The 21390-nt window shown below is 62.3% G+C and carries 21 protein-coding genes; 7 read left to right on the top strand and 14 right to left on the bottom strand.

Translation table 11 applies throughout. The annotated features are described in order from the left end of the window. Positions 1-55 precede the first annotated feature (55 nt). The 7 genes from GbCGDNIH6_RS11210 to GbCGDNIH6_RS11180 all read right to left on the bottom strand — a co-directional run bounded on the left by GbCGDNIH6_RS11210 (position 56) and on the right by GbCGDNIH6_RS11180 (position 8393). Positions 56-1387, bottom strand: a complete 1332-nt coding sequence (locus GbCGDNIH6_RS11210; protein ID WP_072564012.1) for a TldD/PmbA family protein — start codon at positions 1385-1387, stop codon at positions 56-58. Then, entirely contained in the window at positions 1384-2664 is a 1281-nt protein-coding gene (locus tag GbCGDNIH6_RS11205; RefSeq protein WP_072564010.1) for a M16 family metallopeptidase, read from the bottom strand. The genes GbCGDNIH6_RS11210 and GbCGDNIH6_RS11205 overlap by 4 nt, the downstream gene beginning before the upstream one ends. Continuing rightward, positions 2664-4112, bottom strand: coding sequence for a threonine synthase (thrC, locus tag GbCGDNIH6_RS11200; RefSeq protein WP_072564008.1), 1449 nt, complete (start codon positions 4110-4112; stop codon positions 2664-2666). Before thrC ends, GbCGDNIH6_RS11205 begins: the two co-directional genes overlap by 1 nt. Positions 4113-4204: 92 nt before the next feature. After that, positions 4205-5713 (bottom strand): carboxypeptidase M32, encoded by a 1509-nt coding sequence (locus GbCGDNIH6_RS11195; protein ID WP_072564006.1) that lies wholly within the window; start codon positions 5711-5713, stop codon positions 4205-4207. Beyond that, positions 5710-6417 carry an SURF1 family protein gene (locus GbCGDNIH6_RS11190; protein ID WP_157692427.1) on the bottom strand — a complete coding sequence of 236 codons (708 nt, stop codon included), beginning with the start codon at positions 6415-6417 and terminating at the stop codon, positions 5710-5712. Before GbCGDNIH6_RS11190 ends, GbCGDNIH6_RS11195 begins: the two co-directional genes overlap by 4 nt. Before the next feature lie 61 nt (positions 6418-6478). Next, complete coding sequence (locus tag GbCGDNIH6_RS11185; RefSeq protein ID WP_011632950.1) at positions 6479-7324, bottom strand: cytochrome c oxidase subunit 3; 846 nt, start codon at positions 7322-7324, stop codon at positions 6479-6481. Positions 7325-7523: 199 nt separating this feature from the next. After that, on the bottom strand, positions 7524-8393 hold the full coding sequence (locus GbCGDNIH6_RS11180; RefSeq protein WP_072564002.1) for a diacylglycerol/lipid kinase family protein: 870 nt from the start codon (positions 8391-8393) through the stop codon (positions 7524-7526). Between the two features lie 201 nt (positions 8394-8594). Here GbCGDNIH6_RS11180 and GbCGDNIH6_RS11175 point away from each other — a divergent pair, with 201 nt between their 5' ends. The 6 genes from GbCGDNIH6_RS11175 to GbCGDNIH6_RS11150 all read left to right on the top strand — a co-directional run bounded on the left by GbCGDNIH6_RS11175 (position 8595) and on the right by GbCGDNIH6_RS11150 (position 14537). Then, positions 8595-9407 carry a UDP-2,3-diacylglucosamine diphosphatase gene (locus tag GbCGDNIH6_RS11175; protein ID WP_072564000.1) on the top strand — a complete coding sequence of 271 codons (813 nt, stop codon included), beginning with the start codon at positions 8595-8597 and terminating at the stop codon, positions 9405-9407. Positions 9408-9486: 79 nt separating this feature from the next. Then, positions 9487-10557, top strand: coding sequence for a glycosyltransferase family 4 protein (locus tag GbCGDNIH6_RS11170; RefSeq protein ID WP_072563998.1), 1071 nt, complete (start codon positions 9487-9489; stop codon positions 10555-10557). Between the two features lie 45 nt (positions 10558-10602). Further along, positions 10603-11316 carry a lysophospholipid acyltransferase family protein gene (locus tag GbCGDNIH6_RS11165; protein WP_072563996.1) on the top strand — a complete coding sequence of 238 codons (714 nt, stop codon included), beginning with the start codon at positions 10603-10605 and terminating at the stop codon, positions 11314-11316. After that, positions 11316-12584, top strand: coding sequence for a 3-deoxy-D-manno-octulosonic acid transferase (locus tag GbCGDNIH6_RS11160; RefSeq protein WP_232449821.1), 1269 nt, complete (start codon positions 11316-11318; stop codon positions 12582-12584). The genes GbCGDNIH6_RS11165 and GbCGDNIH6_RS11160 overlap by 1 nt, the downstream gene beginning before the upstream one ends. Continuing rightward, entirely contained in the window at positions 12584-13606 is a 1023-nt protein-coding gene (lpxK, locus tag GbCGDNIH6_RS11155; protein WP_408874869.1) for a tetraacyldisaccharide 4'-kinase, read from the top strand. Before GbCGDNIH6_RS11160 ends, lpxK begins: the two co-directional genes overlap by 1 nt. Before the next feature lie 10 nt (positions 13607-13616). Beyond that, the gene (locus tag GbCGDNIH6_RS11150; protein ID WP_072563992.1) at positions 13617-14537 is read left to right on the top strand and encodes a lysophospholipid acyltransferase family protein; all 921 of its coding nucleotides are present in this window, start codon (positions 13617-13619) and stop codon (positions 14535-14537) included. Here GbCGDNIH6_RS11150 and GbCGDNIH6_RS11145 read toward each other — a convergent pair. The 7 genes from GbCGDNIH6_RS11145 to hslV form a co-directional block, all read right to left on the bottom strand. Beyond that, positions 14521-15936 carry an ATP-binding protein gene (locus GbCGDNIH6_RS11145; RefSeq protein ID WP_095413416.1) on the bottom strand — a complete coding sequence of 472 codons (1416 nt, stop codon included), beginning with the start codon at positions 15934-15936 and terminating at the stop codon, positions 14521-14523. The two genes, GbCGDNIH6_RS11150 and GbCGDNIH6_RS11145, sit on opposite strands and share 17 nt — an antisense overlap. Then, positions 15933-16652 (bottom strand): response regulator, encoded by a 720-nt coding sequence (locus GbCGDNIH6_RS11140; protein WP_081370116.1) that lies wholly within the window; start codon positions 16650-16652, stop codon positions 15933-15935. Before GbCGDNIH6_RS11140 ends, GbCGDNIH6_RS11145 begins: the two co-directional genes overlap by 4 nt. Continuing rightward, complete coding sequence (locus tag GbCGDNIH6_RS11135) at positions 16652-17194, bottom strand: MarR family winged helix-turn-helix transcriptional regulator (protein WP_072563989.1); 543 nt, start codon at positions 17192-17194, stop codon at positions 16652-16654. Before GbCGDNIH6_RS11135 ends, GbCGDNIH6_RS11140 begins: the two co-directional genes overlap by 1 nt. Positions 17195-17402: 208 nt before the next feature. Next, the gene (locus tag GbCGDNIH6_RS11130) at positions 17403-18227 is read right to left on the bottom strand and encodes a TIGR01459 family HAD-type hydrolase (protein WP_072563987.1); all 825 of its coding nucleotides are present in this window, start codon (positions 18225-18227) and stop codon (positions 17403-17405) included. A 21-nt stretch (positions 18228-18248) separates the two neighbouring features. Further along, complete coding sequence (locus GbCGDNIH6_RS11125) at positions 18249-18707, bottom strand: SufE family protein (RefSeq protein ID WP_072563985.1); 459 nt, start codon at positions 18705-18707, stop codon at positions 18249-18251. A 66-nt stretch (positions 18708-18773) separates the two neighbouring features. After that, positions 18774-20090: an ATP-dependent protease ATPase subunit HslU gene (gene hslU, locus GbCGDNIH6_RS11120; RefSeq protein WP_072563983.1), complete on the bottom strand. Its 1317-nt coding sequence runs from the start codon at positions 20088-20090 to the stop codon at positions 18774-18776. Positions 20091-20096: 6 nt separating this feature from the next. Beyond that, the gene (gene hslV, locus GbCGDNIH6_RS11115; RefSeq protein WP_072563981.1) at positions 20097-20687 is read right to left on the bottom strand and encodes an ATP-dependent protease subunit HslV; all 591 of its coding nucleotides are present in this window, start codon (positions 20685-20687) and stop codon (positions 20097-20099) included. 102 nt (positions 20688-20789) lie between these two features. Here hslV and hisB point away from each other — a divergent pair, with 102 nt between their 5' ends. Continuing rightward, positions 20790-21380, top strand: coding sequence for an imidazoleglycerol-phosphate dehydratase HisB (gene hisB / locus GbCGDNIH6_RS11110; RefSeq protein ID WP_072563979.1), 591 nt, complete (start codon positions 20790-20792; stop codon positions 21378-21380). Positions 21381-21390: the final 10 nt, after the last annotated feature.

Genomic DNA, 21390 nt, shown 5'->3' with positions numbered 1-21390 from the left:
CCTCGAAACTGTAGCGGCGACATGATGATGAAAGCCGGATTACAGGGGCTTTTTCTCAGGCTCCGGCGACCATCATGCCGTCGATACGGACCGTCGGCGCATCGACCGAGCCACGGAAGCGCAGATCATCCGCCGGCGTCAGCTCCGCAAACATGGAGAGCAGATGCCCGGCAATGGTGATTTCAGCCACTGGTTCGGCCAGTGCGCCGTTACGGATCATGAAACCGGCACAGCCACGGCTGTAATCACCGGTGGTCAGGTTGACGCCCGGCCCCATGGTTTCAGTGATGTACAGCCCCTCGCTGATATCGGCCATCAGCGCCATCGGGCTGAGCATTCCGGCTTCCAGATAGAAATTGCTGACCGCAGGGGAGGGGCCGCCGCCAGTACCACGCGCGGCATGGCCGGTGGTATGCAGCCCAAGCTGGCGGGCGCTGCGCAGATCGAGAATCCAGCTTGTCAGCACACCATCCTCAATCACCGACAGCGGCTGCACGGGCTGGCCTTCTCCATCGAAAGGCCGGGACCGCAATCCGCGTCGGCGGGATGGATCGTCACGAATGACAATGCCGGGGCGGAACAGACGCTGCCCCAGACGATCCTGCAAAAAGCTGCCGCCACGGGCCACCGAGGCGCCATTGATGGCGCCGGAGAGATGACCGATCAGCCCGTTCGAAACCCGTGGATCGAAAATCACCGGCATCCGCGCTGTTTTCACACGGCCCGGATTGAGGCGGGCGACGGCTTTTTCTCCGGCGGTCCGGCCGATGAGTTCCGGCTGCTCCAGATCGTTGAAATGCACGGCGGTGCTGTAATCGTAATCCCGCTCCATTCCGGTCCCGGTGCCAGCCAGAGCGGTGGCGGAGAAAGAAAAGCTGGTGCGGGCATAAGCGCCACGAAAACCGGCGGAGGTACCCAGGGCAATGTCTGTCTTGCCGTAACCAGCCTCGCAGCCTTCGGAATTCGTAACACCGCTGACGGCCAGCGCGGCTTCCTCGGCCCGACCCGCCAGTGCACCAAGTGTATCGGCATCCGGCTCGGACGGATCGTAGAGATCAAGCAGGGTGGCGTCCGCTGGAGAAAACACCTCGCCCAGACCGAGATAGGGGTCTTCCGGCACAACGCGAGCCATGGCAACAGCCTGTTCCGCCAGCCGTGCGAATCCGGATGGATCGAGTGCGCTGGAGGACACGACCGCCGAACGTTGCCCCACCAGCACGCGCAGCCCCAGATCCCGGCCCTCCGAGCGTTCCACATGCTCGGTCTGCCCGAGACGCCGATGGACGGAGAGCGAGGTTCCCGCCGCGATCAGCGCATCAGCGGCATCGGCGCCCGCCCGTTTTGCGTGGGTCAGAAGCTGGTCGATCAAATCCAGATAGGTGCTCATGCTGCCAGCGATCCAGTGATACGGGTCAGATCAGGAACATGGCCTGCTGGTCCAAGGGTTGCCAGGGTGGGACTGGCGCGGAACAGGGAGGCCGCTACGCGCCGGACATCGTCCAGCGTCACGGCGTCGATTTTCGCCACGGTTTCGGAGGTTGGCACCAGCCGGCCGAAAATCTGATACTGGCGGGCAATCTGCTCACAGCGGCTGCCGGTGCTTTCCAGTGACATCAGCACCGAGGCCTTCACCTGCGCACGGGCGCGCTGAAGCTCCTGCTCGGTCACGTCGTTCTGCACGCGCAACAGCTCGGCGAGCGTGACCGGGATCAGTTCTTTCGCTTCCTGTTCGCCCGTGCCGGCATAGATGCCGAACAGGCCGCCATCCAGGAAAGGCAGGCTGAACGTATAGACGGAGTACACCAGCCCCCGCTTTTCACGGATTTCCTGAAACAGGCGCGATGACATGCCGCCACCCAGCAGGGTGGAAAGCAGCATGGTCGGGAAATAATCAGGATCGGCATAGCTCACGCTGGGGAAGCCCAGCACGATATGGACCTGATCCAAATCGCGGTTTTCCCGGAATTCTCCACCTTTGTAATCGGCGGGGGAGGCATCCAGCGCCGTTGAGGCGGGCAGATCGGCGAAATGCTGCTGCACCAGATCGACGATACGATCATGCTCCAGCGCGCCGGCCGCTGCGACCACCATGTTGGAGGCCGCATAGTGACGCCGCATATAACCGGCCACCACGTCCCGTTCCAGGCCGCGGATAATCGTTTCGGTTCCCAGTGTCGGGCGGCCCATCGGCTGACCGGGGAAAGCTGTTTCCTGAAAATGGTCGAAGATGATGTCATCCGGCGTATCGTTGGCCTGACCGATTTCCTGAAGAATCACGCCCCGCTCACGCTCGAATTCGGCCGCGTCGAAGGTGGAGTGGGTCAGGATATCGCCGATGATATCGGCGGCGAGATCGGTGTTTTCCTTCAGAACCTTGACGTAATAGGCGGTCTGTTCCCTGGCGGTGTAGGCGTTGATATGGCCACCGACCGCCTCGATTTCCTCGGCGATCTGCGCGGCGTTGCGGCGCTCCGTGCCTTTGAACGCCATGTGTTCGAGGAAGTGGGAAACGCCGTTTTCCGCGGCGGTTTCATGACGTGTGCCGACGCCGACATAGGCCCCGAACGAGACTGTTTCCACCCGCTCCATGCGCTCGGTCACAACGGTCAGACCGGATGGCAGGCGGGTGAGGCGCACCGCGCCCCCATCGAGCGTTTCGGACATCAGGCAGGCACTCCGGTTACGGGGGAGGATGCCGGGCTTGTATTACGGTGGGCGATGTTGCGCACCAGAGCCTCGATATCCGCCAGATTATTGTCGGCGACGGTGAACCGCTCCTCGCGATCGTACAGATCGCTCAGATGAGGGGGCAGGGCCGGGCGCTCACCGGTGGCGCGTTCCATCGCATCGGGGAATTTGGCCGGATGGGCCGTCGCCATGGCGATGACGGGACCAGTTGCCGACAGGCGGCCAGCGTTGCGCAGGCTCCGTGCCGCTGCAATGCCGATGACGCTATGCGGATCGGCCAGATAGCCGGTTTCCTGTCGCAAGGCGCGAATGGCTGCCTCCGTATCCGTGTCGTCCATGCGGAAGCCATGAAACAGGGATCTTGCCTTCTGCCATGTGGCATCGGCCACCGGCATGCGGCCTGTTTCCCGGAAAGCGCGAATCGTGGCGGCGGTGGCGGCGGGATCACGATCCAGCAATTCGAACAGCACCCGTTCGAAATTGGAACTGACCTGAATATCCATGCTCGGCGACAGGCTCGGCTCGACCGGGCGCGCCGACATGTCGTTCGCGCTCAGGAAGCGGTAGAGAATGTCGTTACGGTTGGAAGCAACAACCAGTCTGCCCACAGGCAGCCCCATGCGATGGGCGGCATAAGCGGCCAGCACATTGCCGAAATTTCCGGTCGGCACGCTGAACGCCACCGCCCGGTCCGGTGCGCCGAGTTGAAGAGCGGCGTAGACGTAATAGGGAATCTGCGCTGCGATCCGCGCCCAGTTGATGGAGTTGACGGCGGACAGGCTCATTTCCTGCCGGAATGGGGCATCGGCAAACATCGCCTTGACCAGATCCTGGCAGTCATCGAACGTGCCGCGCACGGCGACATTGCCGATATTCGGGGCGATGGCGGTGGTCATCTGCCGCCGCTGCACCGCGCTGGTGCGGCCTTCGGGGTGGAGGATGACGATATCCACCCGGTCCCTTCCCCGCACGGCCTCAATAGCGGCGGAACCGGTATCGCCGGAGGTTGCGCCGACAATGGTGATGCGGCGGTCGCTCTGGCTCAGCACGTAATCGAACAGCCGCCCCAGCAGCTGCATGGCCATATCCTTGAACGCAAGGGTCGGGCCGTGAAACAGCTCCTGCGTATAGACATCGTGATCGAGCTGTACCAGCGGCACGATGGCCGGATGGGTAAAGCCCGCATAGGCATTGCGGCACAGCGTCAGCAGGGTTTCAGTGGGGATGCAGTCGCCGACGAAAGGCTGAATGATCCGTGCCGCCAGATCCGGATAGGGCAGGCCACGCATGGCGCGCCACTCATCGGGGGAAAATTGCGGCCAGGATTCCGGCATATACAACCCGCCATCCTCGGCAAGCCCGGCGAGCAGAACGCCTGAGAAGTTACGGATCGGGGCGTCGCCCCGTGTGGAGATATAACGCATGGATTCAATCTATGGCGGTGCGAGGGCTGGTAAAAGGGAGGTTTCGGGCTTTGCCGCCCTGCCTGAAGCGCGGGGCAGGCTCTGGCAGGCGTTCAATCGAGGTAGCGTTGACGCAGATGGGTAAGAAAGGCCGCCGGATCAAGCGGCTTGCCGGTCGCGGCGCGCAACAGATCATTGAAACCCAGCAGGTTGCCGCGTTCATGCACCTCTGTCCGCAGCCACGCGATCAGCGGTGACAGATCGCCGCGCCCCAACGCCTCATCCAGTCCTGGCGTGGCATCGCGGGCTGCTTCCATCAATTGCGCCGCGGCCATGGCCCCGAGCGTATAGCTGGGGAAATAGCCGAACGCGCCATCATACCAGTGAATGTCCTGCAAACAGCCATGTCTGTCATCCGGTGGTACGATGCCGAGGAGCGCTTTCAGCCCCTCATTCCAGGCGGTGGGGAGATCGGCAACAGTCAGACTGCCATCGATCAGCGCCTGTTCCAGACGGAATCGCAGGATGACATGGGCCGGATAAGTCATTTCATCGGCATCGACCCGGATGAAGCCCCGCTCCACGCGCCGCCAGAGCGCTGCCAGATTGCCGGGGCTGTAAGCGTCCGCATTGCCGCCAAACCGCTCTTGTAACACCGGGCCGAGCCAGGAGAGGTAAGGGTCGGAACGGCAGGCCTGCATCTCGACGATCAGGGACTGGCTTTCATGGGCGGCCATGCCGGCTGCTTCCCCGACAGGTTGCCTGTTCCACGCATCCGGCAGTCCCGCTTCGTACAGCGCATGCCCCGTTTCGTGCAGTACCCCCATCATGGCTGATGCGACATTGGCGGTATCATAACGGGTGGTGATGCGCAGATCGGTATGCGTACCGCCGGAGAAAGGATGGGTGGAGCGATCCAGCCTTGCTCTGGTGAAATCCAGCCCCGCCCGTTCCGCCAGAAAACGACAGAGGCTTTCCTGATCCGCTTCCGGAAAGGGTCCGCCGAGCGGGACAGGGGCCGGGTGGTTGTGCTGAAGTTCTTCCGCACGGGGCAGTGCCTCGGCGATGAAGGTTTCGTAGGCAGCGAAAACCGGGGCCACGTCAGCGGCACCGATTCCCTGCTGAAACCCGTCCATCAGCGCATCATACGGGGACAGGCCCAGCACGGGCGCCAGCGCGTTCGCGGATTGACGGGTGAGGTTGATCACCTCCTCCAACGCTGGACGCACGCTGGCGAAATCGTTCTGCGCCCGTGCCTCCCGCCAGATTTTCTCGCAGGAGGAGCAGGCTCGACTGATGGCCATGACCAGATCGCCCGGCAAGGCCGTGGCGCGGATATGGGCATGCTGCATCAGTTGCAGGTTGCGTCGGTCCCACAGATCGGCAGGGGGTGTCCGGGCGGCGGATGCCAGCGCATCCCCTGTGGCGGGATCGACCAGTAATTCGTGCGCCATCCCGGCGAGCAGGGCCAATTGATCACCCCGTGCCGCAGCACCCCCCGGCGGCATCATGACGGAGGCATCCCAGCCCAGCATGCTGGAGGCTTCCTGAAGCGTGGCGATGCGGTTGAAACGGTCCTTCAACCACGGGTAAGGGGCAGAGGCTGCGGCAGAATCGATCATGAGCGGAGCGCCTTTTTCAGCCAGCTCGCGTAGAGCAGGGCCAGCGTGATCGCCAGACCGAACCAGGTCAGAGCATACCCCAGATGATTGTTCTGCGGGCGAGGCAGCCCCTCCGCCGGGATCGGATGTCCGTTCTCCTGCGAAACGGGTGACAGCGCGACCAGCGTATAGGGCTCGATATCACCGGCATGGCTCAGGGCAGCGATGGTGGCGGAATCATGCAGATAGACATGATGATGGGCCGGATCGGCCGGGGGCGTGAACCAACCTTTTTTCTGATCCGGCAGGATGTAACCCGTGATGGTGACAGGCCCGGCAGGCACGGGCGTATTCCGTCCGGGCGGATCGGCCACCCAGCCGAGTTGCACCATCACCGCTTTATGGCTGGCACGTGACAGCGGCATCAGAAGCTGTGCCCCCATAGGCTCCCCTTGTTGGGTCACATGGGTTTCGGCGCCGAACAATATGCTTTCCGAAGGGACGAGTGTGCCCGTTACGACGACTTTCTGAAACGGCGAGGGTGCGTCCGGCAACGGCGTTGGTGGTGCGGCCTCGGCCGCGTCGATCTGGGCCAGAATACCGGTTTTCCAGTGCAGACGCTGGACCTGCCAGTAGCCGAGAAAGATCAGCACCGCCATCAGCAGGACGGTGATTCCGGTGGGAATCAGAAAACGGCGATAGGTGGACATAGGTCTGATATTCACGAAAAAAGGCGCCCCCGCCAGAGGGGCGCCTTCATATCGGCGTTTCGATATCTGGAAGGGATCAGCCCCGATAACCCAGCCAGTAGATCGCGACGAACAGGAACAGCCACACCACGTCCACGAAATGCCAGTACCAGGCGGCGGCCTCGAACCCGAAATGACGCTCTGCGGTGAAGCCGCCACGCAGGGCGCGGATCAGGCACACGGTCAGAAAGATGGTGCCGACGATGACATGGAAGCCGTGGAACCCGGTCGCCATGTAGAACACGGACTGATAGACGCCATCGGTGAACTTGAACGGCGCTTCCGAATATTCCCGTGCCTGACAGATCGTGAAGGACATACCCAGCACGATGGTCAGAATCAGCCCGATAATCAGTGTCCGACGATTGCCATGGGCAATCCCGTGATGCGCCCAGGTCAGGGTCAGGGCGGAGGTCAGCAGGATCAGGGTGTTGACCAGCGGCAGATGCAGGGGATTGAAGGTATGCACCCCGGCTGGCGGCCAGACAGCGGCAGCTGCGCTGGTCAGATTGCCCATATTGCTCGGGAAAATCGAGAAGTTGAAATACGCCCAGAAAAATGCGGCGAAGAACATCACTTCCGATGCGATGAACATCAGCATCGCATAACGCAGACCGAGGCGCGTCAGCGGGCTGTGCAGACCGGGGGTGTTGCTCTCTTTCAGAACCTGACGCCACCAGCCGAACATGCACAGCAGCACGGCGGCGATACCGGCGGGCAGAACCAGCTTGCTGTGGTGATTGGCATATTCGGCGATCCCGAACAGCAGCAGACCGCCTGAAAAGGCGGAAATAATGGGCCAGGGGCTTGGATCAACAAGGTGATAAGGCTGCCTGATGCCAGAACTCACCGGGATCGCGGCGCTGTGCGTGTCGGTGCTCATGTCGTTTCCATCAACATATCACAGGGAAGAACGCCAACCACCGCGTGCGGTCAGCCTGATTTCAATCCCGCATTATTGCCGCGCATCATCATTAAAAAATCCGTCATATCAAGGGCTGATATGATACTTTTATCGCATTGATGCTGGAATTTTCTGCCGGGTGCCGTTGCGGGGTCATCAAAAACCCGGTTTTCCGGCTTTATGGCACCACCACCCGCAGGGGGAAGGGAGCATCGCCAATATGAAGCGGCGTATGCCCGGCCGGGTCGCCGTCAGCTTGTGCCGGCATGATTGTGCTGCCTGGAAACGTGATCTCTCTGCCGCGCAGGAACTTCAGACCGGAGCATGCTGGCAACTGTCCAAACAGCAGTTGCAGCCCGTATTTGAGAATGTCACGCGTTGAATCCTGCTGAAACATGGCGATGGAGAAACCGGGACTGTCGGAGGCTGCATCAGGGGCCAGCAGGAAGGGGCCACCGTAATAGCGGCCTTTGGCGACGATCACGGTGGCGGCCTCATGCGGTTGGCCATCGATGATCACCGGAAAGCGGGTGCTGCGGTAACGGCTGATCTCCCGAATGCTTTGCGCGGCATAGGCGATGCGGCCGGTAAAGCGTTTCAAGGGGAGGGAGAGGTGATGAACAACCTGCGCATCGAATCCAACTCCCAGCATCTGGATGAACAGGCGTTGACTCTGCCCGGCCTGTACCAGACCAGGCCAGAGCGGGCGCGTGCGGCGGAAGGCGAGGGTGGAGGCAATGGCCTTGGCCCTGACCGGTAATGTCAGTTCATGCGCCAGTACATTGGCGGAACCGAGCGGCAGTATGCCGAGTCGGGTGGGGCTTCCGATCATGCCCTGTGCTATTTCGGCGATGGTTCCGTCGCCTCCGGCAGCGACGATCATGTCGGTACCGCTGGCGGCAGCCTGCCGTGCCAGCTCCGTGGCGTGGCCGGGATGGCGCGTTTCCGCAAGCTCGACCTTGATCCCATGCTCAAGCAGCAGATCCAGCACGGCCCAAAGCCGGCCGGGTCGACGTTGCCCTGCCACTGGATTGAAAATGACGATCAAGAATCGGCTTGCCTGCGCTGTCGTATACAAAAAGGGTGAATATCACATTATGATGCTCAAATGTGACATCGGTATTTCGACACTATGGCAGATATATTATATTTGAAATAATCCCATTATCACTTCCGAGTCACATAATATTCATGATTTTTGACTGGTAAATCGGCCTATCCGGCATGCGGAAAGCAAGGAGGCCATCGGATGGACCTGCCGGTCAGCGTCGAACATTACCGAACCGTTTTCATATCCGACCTCCACCTTGGTACGCGTGGGTGCAGAGGGGAGTTTCTGGCGGATTTTCTGCGGCGGGTGAGGTGTGACCGGCTTTATCTGGTCGGCGACATCATTGATGGCTGGCGGCTGCGTAAAGCCTGGTACTGGGATCAGCAGCATGATGAGGTACTGAGGCTGATCCTGCGTCATGCCCGTTCCGGCACCGAAGTCATCTATATCCCCGGCAATCATGACGAGATGTTCCGCGCCTGGCTTCAGCCCGACGGGCTGGAAGTGGCAGGGATCAGATTGATGCGGGAAGCCGTGCACGAAACGGCGGATGGGCGCCAGTTTCTGGTCATGCATGGCGATGAGTTCGACAGCGTTGTGCGCTATGCGAAGTTCCTCGCCGTGCTGGGGGACTGGGCCTACACGCTGGCGTTGGAGATCAATCGCTGGTTCAACGCGGTCCGTCGCCGGATGGGCTATCCGTACTGGTCCCTGTCCGCCTGGCTGAAACGTCAGGTCAAGGAGGCAGTCAAGGCGATCGACCGGTTCGAGAACGCTCTGGCCGGTGAAGCGCGCCGCCGTGGTCTGGACGGGGTGGTCTGCGGTCACATTCACCATGCTGAAATGCGTGAGGTGAACGGTGTTTTGTACATCAATGACGGTGACTGGGTGGAAAGCTGTACGGCGCTGGTCGAGCATGCTGACGGTCAACTGGAACTGATCGACTGGGCGGCCAGAAACCAGTTATCATTCTTCGCGGGCCGCCGGTCGGAGGTACTGCAAACTGCCTGATGACAGTGCTTTCAGGGCCGGCAGTTTCGGGCGGATCGCCCGCGATTCCGATCGCGTATGGCCTCCAACGGGGGTAGGCTTGCGCATCCTGATTATCTCTGATGCCTGGCAGCCGCAGGTGAACGGTGTCGTGCGCACCTTGACCATGCTGGAGCGCGAACTGCGAGAGCAGGGGCATGTGGCCGAGGTGATCGGCCCGGACCGGTTCCGCACCATTGCCTGCCCGACCTATCCGGAAATCAGGCTGTCCCTGTTCCCCGCGGCCAGACTCAGGCGGATGATCGTGGCGTTCGATCCGGATGCGCTGCATATCGCGACCGAGGGGCCGCTGGGGTTGGCCGCTGCACGGTGGGCGCGGCGGAATGGCTTTCCTTTCACCACTGCCTTCCACACCCGGTTTCCCGATTATATCAAGGCCCGTACCGGCCTGCCGGCTACCCCCTTCTACCGATGGCTGAGACGTTTTCATGCTACCGGAGAAGGGATGATGGTTGCGACGGAAAGCCTGCGTCGGGAACTTTCCGAACGCGGGTTCAATCGGCTGCTGCCATGGTCACGCGGGGTTGATCTCGATATTTTCCATCCCGGCGCTGATACGGAAGATGTCTTCGTGGATCTGCCGCGCCCGGTTTTTTTGTATGTCGGACGGGTGGCGGTCGAGAAAAATATTGAAGCTTTCCTGAGCGCCGATCTGCCGGGCAGCAAGGTTGTGGTTGGGGAAGGCCCGCATGCCGCCCTGCTGAAGCGTCAATGGCCCTCTGCGCACTATCTCGGTGCGCGTCATGGCGCGGTGCTGGCGGCGTGCTTTGCCGGCGCTGATGTCAAGGTTTTCCCCTCTCTCACCGATACGTTCGGGCTGGTCACGCTGGAGGCGCTGGCCTCCGGTACGCCAGTCGCGGCCTTTCCCGTGACGGGTCCCGGTGATCTGCTGCGTGATGCCGGAGAGGTCGGTGTGCTGGCGGAGGATCTGACGCCGCAGGCGCTGGGTCAGGCGGCCATGCAGGCACTGAATGCCGATCGGGCGCAATGCCGCCGGTTCGCGGAGCAGTTCAGTTGGGCGCAATGTGCCCGCGTTTTCGTCAGCAATCTTCGCCCGGTCTGGGGATTGCAGCAGAAAACAGGTCGCTACCATGCTGTGGAGGAAAGATAGGTTGCGCCTTTCGCTTTGACTGTGTGCGTGCTACCGGCGCGATCCATGCTCAAACGCCTTTCCCGTCATCCCGGAATACAGAGTGCCGGTGCCTGGCTGCTCCGGGCGTGGCTGCATTTCGCCCTGACGACGACGCGCTGGCAGTGGGAGGGAGAGGAGCATGTGGCCACTTTTCTGGGTGGAGACTCCCTGATCTGCGCTTTCTGGCATGAGCAGCTGGCCCTGATGCCGAAGGTCTGGCTGCGGTTCCGCAAGGCCAATCCGGAGCCATGCCATGTGATTATCAGCCAGCATCGGGATGGGCGTCTGGTCGCGACCTTGATGCGCCTGCTGGGGGCGAAGACACTCAACGGGTCGTCCAGCCGGGGCGGTGCCACGGTGTTGCGGGACACGCTGCGCATTCTGGATCAGGGCGGCCGGATCATCATCACACCGGATGGCCCGCGTGGCCCGCGGCGGCAGGCGGCGCCCGGTGCCACGGCGATTGCGGCGATGAGTGGCCGCCCTCTGCTGCCTGTTGCTGCGCAGATCAGCCGTCGTCTGGTGCTGAAAAGCTGGGACCGGATGGTGGTACCAATGCCGTTCGGGCGTGGTGCCGTGGTGGTTGCTGCGCCGATCCGGGTAGAGCGGGATGACATGCGCTATGCCACCGCCCGGCTGGAGGAAGCGTTGAACCATGCTTCGGATCAGGCGAACCGGCTGTGTGGTCTGGCTCCGGATGCGATGACGGGTCCGTCGGCCAGTGCGGCGAAACGGTGATGCGCTCTTTGGCAGGATGGCTGTACGCAGGTGCGGCCAGTATGGCGATCCCGCTGCTGAACCGGCATCTGGCCAGACGGGCGCGGAACGGGAAGGAACAGGTTGGTCGCCTGCCCGAACGTCGCGGGTTGGGGGCTGATCGTCCGATGGGGCGTCTGCTCTGGCTGCATGCCGCGAGCATCGGGGAAAGCGTTTCGGTGTTGCCGTTGCTGACTGCCCTGCATCGTCTTGATCCTGCCCTGCATGTGCTGTTGACGACCGGAACAGTGACTTCTGCCGCGCTGATGGAAACGAGGCTCGCTGACATGGGGCTGGCGGCAGCGGTCACGCATCGTTTCGTGCCGCTGGATGTGCCGCTCTGGGCCGCACGTTTTCTGAACGGATGGAGGCCGGATGCCGCCGTGTTCGTGGAGAGCGAACTCTGGCCCAATCTGCTGGCGGCCTGCCGGAACCGGGGGATCCCTCATGCCCTGTTGAATGGCCGCTTATCGGGGCGCAGCGCCCGAAGCTGGCGCCGCTTCCCCGCTCTGGTGCAGGAGATGCTGGCTGGAATGCAATTCATCATGGCCCGGTCGGAGGAAGATGCTGCCCGGTTCCGGTCGCTGGGGGGTGGGAAGGTGCAGGCGGCAGGCGATCTGAAATTTGCGGCTTCTCCCTTGCCTGCCGATCCGGCTGCATTGCGGCTTTTGCAGGCGCAGATTGGTGGCCGCGCGATTTTTCTCGCCGCCAGCACGCATCCGGGAGAGGATGAAGTCGTTTCAGGTGTACACACCCGTCTTGCTGGAGAGTCTGTTTCGCCTCTGCTGACCGTGATCGTGCCGCGCCACCCGGAACGAGGTGCCATGATTGCCCCCGGTTCTCCACGCAGATCGTTGCAACAGGCGCTTCCGCCTGCTGGCGAGTCGGGGATTTATGTTGCGGATACGATCGGGGAGCTGGGGCTGTTTTACCGGGTGGCTGACTGCGCCTTTATCGGTGGCAGCCTTATCCCGCATGGCGGGCAAAACCCGTTGGAAGCCGCGCGCCTTGCCTGTCCCTGCGCGGCCGGGCCGCATATGGAGAATTTCGCCGATGCGGTGGAGGCTCTGGAGGCAGTGGGTGGATTGATACGGGTTGATCATGAAGCCGGATTGACCGATTTCGTCCGGCATATGGTGAATGATCCCGATGAAGCTGCCGCGCGTGGGCAGCGGGCTTGCGCGGCGGTACAGGGATGGGATGATCTGCCGCGGCGTTTGGCTGTGATGGTGTCGGAGATGACGAAATGATACGCACCCCCGGATTCTGGCTCCGCAACGGCCCAACCGCCAGGTTGCTGGCCCCGGCTTCAGCCCTGACGGCGGCTTTTACGGCGCATCGTGTGGCCCGGCCGGGCTGGCGGGCACCGGTGCCGGTGGTATGCTGCGGTAATGCCACGGTTGGCGGGGCAGGCAAGACCACGATTGCGCTGGATCTGATTGCAAGGCTGAAAAAGCGTGGTTTCACACCGCATGCCCTGACCCGCGGGTATCGGGGACGTGTAAAGGGTGTGGTGCAGGTCCAGCCCGACGATACCGTGTTTCAGGTCGGCGATGAGGCATTGTTGTTGGCGGCTTCTGCCCCTTGCTGGGTCGCCCCGGATCGCGCTGCTGCGGCACGGGAGGCGATTGCCGCCGGAGCCTCGGTGCTGGTGATGGATGACGGGTTGCAGAATCCCGGTCTCGCCCGCGATCTGTCCCTGCTGATTATCGATGGCGCGGTCGGGTTCGGTAACGGGCGCGTTCTGCCAGCCGGTCCGCTGCGGGAGCCGGTCGCGGCGGCTGCAGCACGCTGTCGGGCGGCGGTGATCGTGGGGGATGACGTGACCGGCACAGCGCGTCAACTGCCTGCCGGTTTGCAGGTTCTGCGGGCGCACCTGACCGCAACAGGGACTGAAGCCCTGATTGGCCGTCCTGTGCTGGCTTTTGCCGGAATAGGCCGTCCGGCCAAATTCGCCGACACTCTGACACGGGCCGGAGTGGAGGTCGCCGAACTGCGCGGTTTCCCGGATCATCACGTCTTTACCGAGCGCGACCTGACTCTTCTCGCGCAGGATGCGGCCGCAATGGGGGCCATTCTGGTCACGACACCGAAAGATGCTGTCCGGTTGAGTTCTGAGTGGCAGAAGCGGGTCACCGTATCGGGCGTCCGCATCGTCTGGGAGGACGAACAGGCGCTGGATCGTCTGCTGGATACATTGCCGACCCGGCATGACCGTATTTCTGAGGCTGCTCTTCGACAGTCGCACGATTCTGCCACGATACTGGCATGAGCCTTTGCTGATGAAGGTCTGCCACGCGATTCAGGGTCAGGCGCTGCGTCTGGTGCTGGCATTGCTGAAGGCATTGGGCGCGGAGCGGGCTTCTGATCTCGGGGGGGCTGTGGCGCGGAGGATCGGGCCATATCTGCCGGTCAGCCGTGTCGCAGACAGGAATCTGCGTTTGGCCATGCCGGAACTGGATGCAGCAGCCAGACGGCGGATCATTGGGGGGGTATGGGATAATCTGGGCCGCACCGTAGCCGAATATCCGCATCTGCCATTGCTGAAGCGTACGCAGTCCGGACCGGGCTGGGAAATCGAGGGCGAGGAGATTCTTCTTGCGCAGGCGGCGCGGGGGGGAGCCTGTATTTTCGTCTCCGGCCATATCGGCAACTGGGAAGTGCTGCCGCCTGCCGTGGCGACGTTCGGGATGTTCATGTCCAGCATCTATCGCGCGCCCGCCAATCCGGTGGTGGACAAAATCCTGCTTTCTTTGCGTCGTCGCGCCATCGGGGCGGAAATTCCGCTGTTTCCAAAGGGGGCTGTGGGCGCGCGGTACAGTGTTGCGCATCTGCGGGCCGGTGGCTGTCTGGGGATGCTGATCGATCAGAAGATGAATGACGGCATCGAGTCCTCGCTGTTCGGCTATCCGGCGATGACCGCCCCGGCGGCGGCGGCTCTGGCGCTGAAATTCAATTGTCCGGTGATCCCCGGTTATATGCGGCGGATCGGCCCGGCGCGGTTCCGCCTGATTGTGGAACCGCCTTTATCCCTGCCGGAGACCGGCCAGCGGGCCGAGGATATCGCGGCGCTGACCCTTGCGATGAATCAGGTTCTGGAACGCTGGATACGGGCCGTGCCGGAACAATGGTTATGGCTGCACCGGCGTTGGCCGAAGCCGGTGATGGCGGCCGTTGAGGACCGCATCACAGGGGAAGCATGATCCGTGCGCGCAGGCCGCCCAGCGGGCTGTCCTGCAGCATGATGTCCCCGCCATGGCTGCGGATGATGTCGCGGCTGATCGCCAGACCAAGCCCGGTCCCGCCGGCGGAGCCGGACTGGAACGGCTTGAAAGCGGCTTCCCGCCATTCCTGGGCAAGTCCCGGACCGTCATCATCCACCGTGACATGGGCGGCCCGGGACCATGCGTTGATGCTGACCACGACCCGCTTACCGTGACGACAGGCGTTATCGACCAGATTGGCCACGGCGCGGCGGCATGCATCCGGGCGCAGTGGCAGCATCAGTTCCGGCGGGGCTGAAAGCGTGATATCGGCTCCGGCGCGGCGGGTGCCGTTCACGACCCCCTGCACCAGCCGGACGAGGTCAGAGGGCTGGGTTTGCTCGGTTCCTTCACCGCGTGCAAATGCGAGATAGGCTTTAATCATCCGCTCCATATCTTCCAGATCGGCGATCATGGCCCGGCTTTCCTCCGGTAGCTCTTCCGGAGGTACAGTGGGCAACATGGCCACGGCCAGACGCAGGCGGGTCAGCGGCGTGCGCAGATCGTGGGAGACCCCGGCCAGCATCTCGGTGCGTTGCGTGACGAAGCGGCGGATGCGCTCCTGCATACGGTTGAAGGCGGTTGCGGCACGGCGGACCTCGATAGCGCCTTCCGGTTTGATTGGTCCGCGATCCCGTCCCATGCCGAAGGCTTCCGCTGCCCCGGCCAGACGTCGGATAGCCCGGATCTGATTGCGCATGAACAGCGCGGCGACGGCGAACAACAGCAGAGCCGAGCCGACGGTCCAGAACAGAAACAGGTAGATAGTGGCGGTATAAAGCCGTTTGCGGGGGGCTTTCACATCCAGCACGCCCTGCGGCAATTGCACATGGATCAGGACGGATTGGGTGTCGGAAATCCAGTCCATGGTGAAGGGCAGCTTGACCATTTCTTCCAGCGCGGCCCGGAGGTCATCATCCATCGGGCCGAGAATGTTATGGGGTTCCCGTGGGCTGAGGGTGGCACCAGGCCGAATGGTGGCCATGATCGCGAATTGCCCCCAGGTATGGCGCAGGATCCAGTCCTGATCGGCCGTATCGGGAAAGCGGCGCAGCAGATCAATTGTGTAGGCGATTTCTCCGGCGACCGAGAATGACAGGCGGCGGGAGATGACATCCAGATGGCTGCCATAGAAAATCTTGAGCGAGACGGCCTGCACCAGCACCAGCGGCAGCAGGATGATCAGCAGGGAGCGCCCCAGCAGGGAGCGAGGCAGAAATTTTTTAATGGCCCGGCGCAGCCCGGCGCGTTGCATCCGACCGGCCAACTGGAAACGGGGCGATATGTACTGCGCTTCCGGCCGGTCCGGGTCGGAGATGTGATCGTCCGGGCCGCTCATGGACCCGGTTTCAGCACATAGCCACGCCCCCGCACCGTGTGCAGGTAGCGGGGTTCCCTTGGATCGGTCTCGATCTTGCGGCGCAGACGGGTAACCTGCACGTCGATGGCGCGTTCACTGGCTTCGTCCATGCTCAGTACCGCTGCCAGCTCTTCCCGGGAAAGAACTTCATTGGCCCGTCCCGCGAGGGCCGCCAGCAGGGCGGTTTCGCCGCCGGTCAGACGGGTTGTTCCATCCGGTCCCCGCAATTCGCTGCGATCGGGGTCGAAGATGATCTGCCCCAGCTTGACCGGCCCGGTCGGTGCGGGTGGTGTTACCGGAATGGAGGTGCGCCGCAGCACTGCACGGATGCGGGCCACCAGCTCATCGGGTTCGAACGGCTTGGCCAGATAATCATCCGCCCCGGCTTCCAGCCCGGCAATCCGGTCTTCCGGTGCGCCGCGTGCTGTCAGCAGGATCACGGGCACGTCCTGTCCATCCTGACGCAGACTTTCGGTGAGGCTCAGACCGTCCTCCCCCGCCATCATGACGTCCAGCACTATCAGATCGGGTTGAAGAAACCCCATGGTTTGCCGGGCTATAGCGGCATTTTCAGCTGTGGTGACACGAAATCCACGCTCGGCCAGAAAGCGGGACAGCAGGCGGCGCAGGCGGTCATCATCATCGACCACCAGGATCATGGTGGCTTCTCCGCCGCCCTGATCCGAGGGCGACATCAGATTTTCCTCCGATTGCGAAACGCCGGGTCCGCCTGATCAATACAGTTGCGGGCATCCTTCCCCGCGAGGCTGTAAAGCACGCGGCGAAAACCCTCCACCGCATGGCCCCCAGACTCGCGATAGGCCGCAGTCAGAATGGCTTTCTGTCTTTCGAACAGGCGGCGTTCCAGCGCCTCCCCGCTTTCGGTCAGACGCAGCAGGCGTTGACGTCGATCTTCATTGCCGGGCGACTGCATGACATAACCACGATCCACCAGATTGCCCAGCACGCGGGCCAGGCTCTGCTTTGTAATACGCAGGATCGACAGCAGATCGCTGACTGTCAGGCCGGGATTGCGGGCAATGAAATGCAGGGCGCGATGATGGGCGCGACCGAAGCTCAGCTCCTCCAGCGCAGCATCTGCGGAAGCGGTGAAATCGCGATAGGCGAAGAACAGCAGATCCTGTGCCAGCCGCAATTCCTCCTCACGCAGGAACAGCTGATGGGTACCAGCCCCGTGAGAGGTTTCCGCAGGCCAGGACACTCGTTCTGATTGCATGATGACGTCGCCATCCCTGTTTTATCGAGCACTCGGTCACCGGGCGGTTCACAAGACCGGGATCGTGACCGTGCCGTTGTTCAGTCATGAAGGTAGGAGGATTCCTTTGCTCTGTCCTCCTTCTTTGCTCCAATGAGGCATCCCAGTTGGCCTTTCAGATGGCGGATTCATGGCGAAAGAATGGCTGATAACCTGTCGGAAGTCAGGATCAATGTTCCCGTACGGCGCGGGCATCCCATCTTAATCCCGGCAGGATCATATCGGGATGGAGTTCATCATCCAGCACTGCCGGACCGGCAAGACCGGTCAGCACCAATACGGCATGGCATCCGGCGGCGCGGGCACCCTTGATGTCGTGCCTCACGCTGTCCCCGATGGCCACCACCCGTTCCCGTGGCGGATCGCCGAGCAGACGCAGTGTATAATCATAGATCGAGGGAAAAGGTTTGCCGATCCATCGGACCAGCCCCCCCAGCTCAATATACAACTCCGCGATGCGTCCGGCTCCGAAGGCCTGTCCGCGCGGTGTCAGCATGACCAGATCGGGATTGACGCATAAAGCGGGCACGCGCCGCGAGGCGGCGGGCGCGAGCAGGGTGCGATAATCGGCCAGCGGTACTTTCTCCCCCTCGCTGCCGCCGATGATGACCAGATCGCATTCCTGCGGGTCGTTGGTCATGGTCAGCCCGTTGCCTTCCAGCATGGAGCAGTCATGATCGCGGGAGATCAGCAGGCAGCGTGACGCGCCGGTGGCTTCCGGCAGAATCCCTGCGGCCAGCATATGGCACGCGACCTCGCCGGAGGAGATGTTCAGATCATAGGCATCGGCCGGTACACCGATTTTGGCCAGCCGTTCCGCGTTCGGTCCGGCGCGGCGACCGGAGTTGGACAGCAGAGCCACCTGTTTGCCCATGGCGCGCAGTTGGTACAGCGCATCCAGTGCTCCCGGATAGGGATGGGTGCCGTCATGGACCGTGCCGAACTGGTCGATCAGGAAAACATCATGATTTGCGGCAAGGTTCTGCAGGCTCATCCGCGCACCTTTGATACCGGATCAGGCGCCGGACTGTGTCCGCACCGATGCCGCCAGTTCATGAATTTTCCGCGCCATCGCCTCCAGTCCGCTACCCCGGTTTATGGAGAGCGATCCGGTCAGGCCGAGAGTTTTAAGCCAGACCGGATCGGTGGCAAGAATTTCCGCAGGCGTTCGGCCGGAATAGACCCGCAGCAGCAGCGCAATCAGCCCGCCGACGATCTGGGCATCGGATTTGCCGGCCAGATACAGCGCACCATTCTCGAGCTGTGCCTCCATCCAGACCTGACTCTGACATCCCGGCACCTTGTGCGCGTCATTCATCCAGTCGGCGGGAAAAGGCGGCAGGGTTTTACCCATATCGATGATGAACTGGTACCGATCCCAATCCTCATCGAACACGGACAACTCGTCCGCGATGGCCTCGATGGCGGCCTCTGCGCTGTCTTCCGGCGGGTGGTAGAACGGATCGTCTGTCATGGTTGCGATGTGCGACCTGCCCGCCGCGCCGTCAAGCAGGCAGGTCGCAACGAAATCATGGGCCGGTCACAGAATGAAGCGGCTGAGATCAGCCTTGCCCGCTAGCGGCGCCACACGGTCCCTGACCAGCGCCGCATCGACGGTGACCAGTTCCCCCGCACGATCGGCGGCGGTGAAGCTGATATCTTCCAGCAGTTTTTCCAGCACCGTATGCAGGCGGCGGGCACCGATATTCTCGACCCGGTCATTGATCTCCGCCGCCAGATCGGCAAGCGCATCGATTGCGTCGTCGGTGATGTCCAGATCGACCTGCTCGGTTCCCAGCAGAGCCTGGTACTGTTTCAGCAGGGAGTGCTCGGGCTCCACCAGAATCCGGCGCATATCGGCGCGTGACAATGGTTGCAGTTCCACCCGAATCGGCAGGCGGCCCTGGAGCTCTGGCAGCAGGTCGGACGGCTTGGCCAGATGGAACGCACCGGAGGCGATGAACAGGATATGGTCGGTCTTCACCGGACCATATTTGGTGTTTACGGTGGTGCCTTCGATGATCGGCAGCAGATCGCGCTGCACGCCCTCGCGGGAAATATCGCCGCCGCGCATGCCGCCTTCGGTGCTGCGGGCGCAAACTTTGTCGATCTCATCGATGAAGACGATGCCGTTGTTTTGGGCATGCTCCACCGCATCGCGCCCGAGTTTCTCATTATCCAGCAGCCGATCGGCTTCCTCGCGCTGAAGCAGATCCCGTGCCGCGGCAACGGTGAGTTTCTTCTGCTGCTGTCGATTGCCGAACATGCCCTTCATCATCTCGGTCAGATTGATCGCCTGACCGGGTGGGACGCCGGGGATATCGACCGATGGCGGTGCGGAAGGAGCGGCTGCAATGGAAATTTCGATTTCTTTTTCTTCCAGCTCCCCATTGCGCAGCATGCGCCGGAAATGGGAGCGCGTATCGGCGGCAGCCCCTTCACCGACCAGCGCGGTGAGCAGCCGTTCTTCGGCGGCCAGTTCCGCCTGGGCCTGAACGTTCCGGCGGCTGGTGTCGCGCAGCATGGTCAGCGAGGCCTCGACCAGATCGCGCACGATGCTTTCGACGTCACGGCCCACATAACCGACTTCGGTAAATTTTGTGGCCTCGACCTTCAGGAACGGGGCCTGCGCCAGCTTGGCCAGACGGCGGGCGATTTCGGTCTTGCCGCAGCCGGTGGGGCCGATCATCAGAATATTTTTGGGGACGACTTCTTCCCGCATCGCTTCCGGCAGTTGCTGCCTGCGCCAGCGATTGCGCAGGGCAATGGCCACGGCCCGTTTGGCATCGGTCTGGCCGACGATAAAGCGATCCAGTTCGGAGACGATTTCCCGGGGTGAATAGGTAGGGATGTCCATGATGCGTTATTCTGCCTCGCCCTGGAGGGTTTCGACGATGACGTTTCCATTGGTGTAGACACAGATATCGGCGGCGATGCGCATGGCGCGTCGGGCGATTTCCTCGGCTGCCAGCCCGTCCACCGTCATCAGGGCGCGGGCCGCCGACAGCGCATAATTCCCGCCGGAGCCGATGGCGATAATACCGTCTTCCGGCTCCAGCACGTCGCCATTGCCGGTCAGGGTGAAGCTGCGGCTTTGATCGGCCACCGCCATCATCGCTTCCAGCCGACGCAGATAGCGGTCGGTGCGCCAGTCTTTCGCCAGCTCCACGCAGGCGCGTTCCAGCTGGTTGGGAAAGCGTTCCAGCTTGGCTTCCAGTCGCTCCAGCAGGGTGAAGGCATCGGCGGTCGCGCCGGCGAAGCCTGCCAGAACCTGACCGCCCGCGCCGATACGCCGGACCTTGCGGGCATTGCCCTTCACAACAGTTTGACCGAGGCTGACCTGTCCGTCCCCGGCCATCGTAACAGTGTCTCCGCGACGGACGCAGAGAATGGTGGTGCCGTGCCAGCCCACAGGATCATGGGATGATGCGGCAGGATAGGAGGAGATGCTCATGATCGCCTCACATGGCGCTTCGAGCGTATGGCGGCAAGGCCGGATCAACGGATTGATGTCTCAAAGCTGGTGTTTCGGAACAGGAGGCGCTAGCACTCCGCCATGACGCGCCAAGCCACCATCGACCGTACGACCTCGGAAACCTCCATCCGGTTGAGCATCGACCTGGATGGAACCGGACAGACCGATATCGCCACGGGTATCGGGTTTCTGGATCATATGCTGACCGCGCTGGCACGCCACGCGCTGCTGGATCTGACGATCCGCGCCACCGGCGATTTGCATATTGATGATCACCACACCACCGAGGATGTCGGGATCGTGCTGGGTCAGGCGCTGCGCCAAGCGCTGGGCGATAAAAAAGGCATTCGCCGCTTCGGCCATGCCATCGTCCCGATGGATGAGGCACTGGCCGAAGCCGTGATCGATCTGTCCGGTCGGGCGCATGTAGCCTGGTCGGTGCCGTTTCTGCAGCCCAAGGTCGGCACGATGGATACCGAGCTGTTCGAGGAATTTTTCCGTGCCTTCGGAGGCAATGCGCTGATGACGCTGCATGTGACGCTCAAGGTCGGCACCAACACGCATCACGTGGCGGAGGCGTGTTTCAAGGCGGTGGCCCGGGCACTGCGCATGGCGGTGGAGCGCGATCCCCGGGTCGGGGATGCCATTCCTTCCACCAAGGGCGCCCTGTAGAGCCTGTGCT

It is taken from the genome of Granulibacter bethesdensis, from assembly GCF_001889525.1.
In the GTDB taxonomy this organism is placed as follows: Bacteria; Pseudomonadota; Alphaproteobacteria; order Acetobacterales; family Acetobacteraceae; genus Granulibacter; species Granulibacter bethesdensis_C.
Note: the sequence above shows the minus strand (reverse complement) of the source record. Positions and strands in the feature narration are given on the sequence as shown.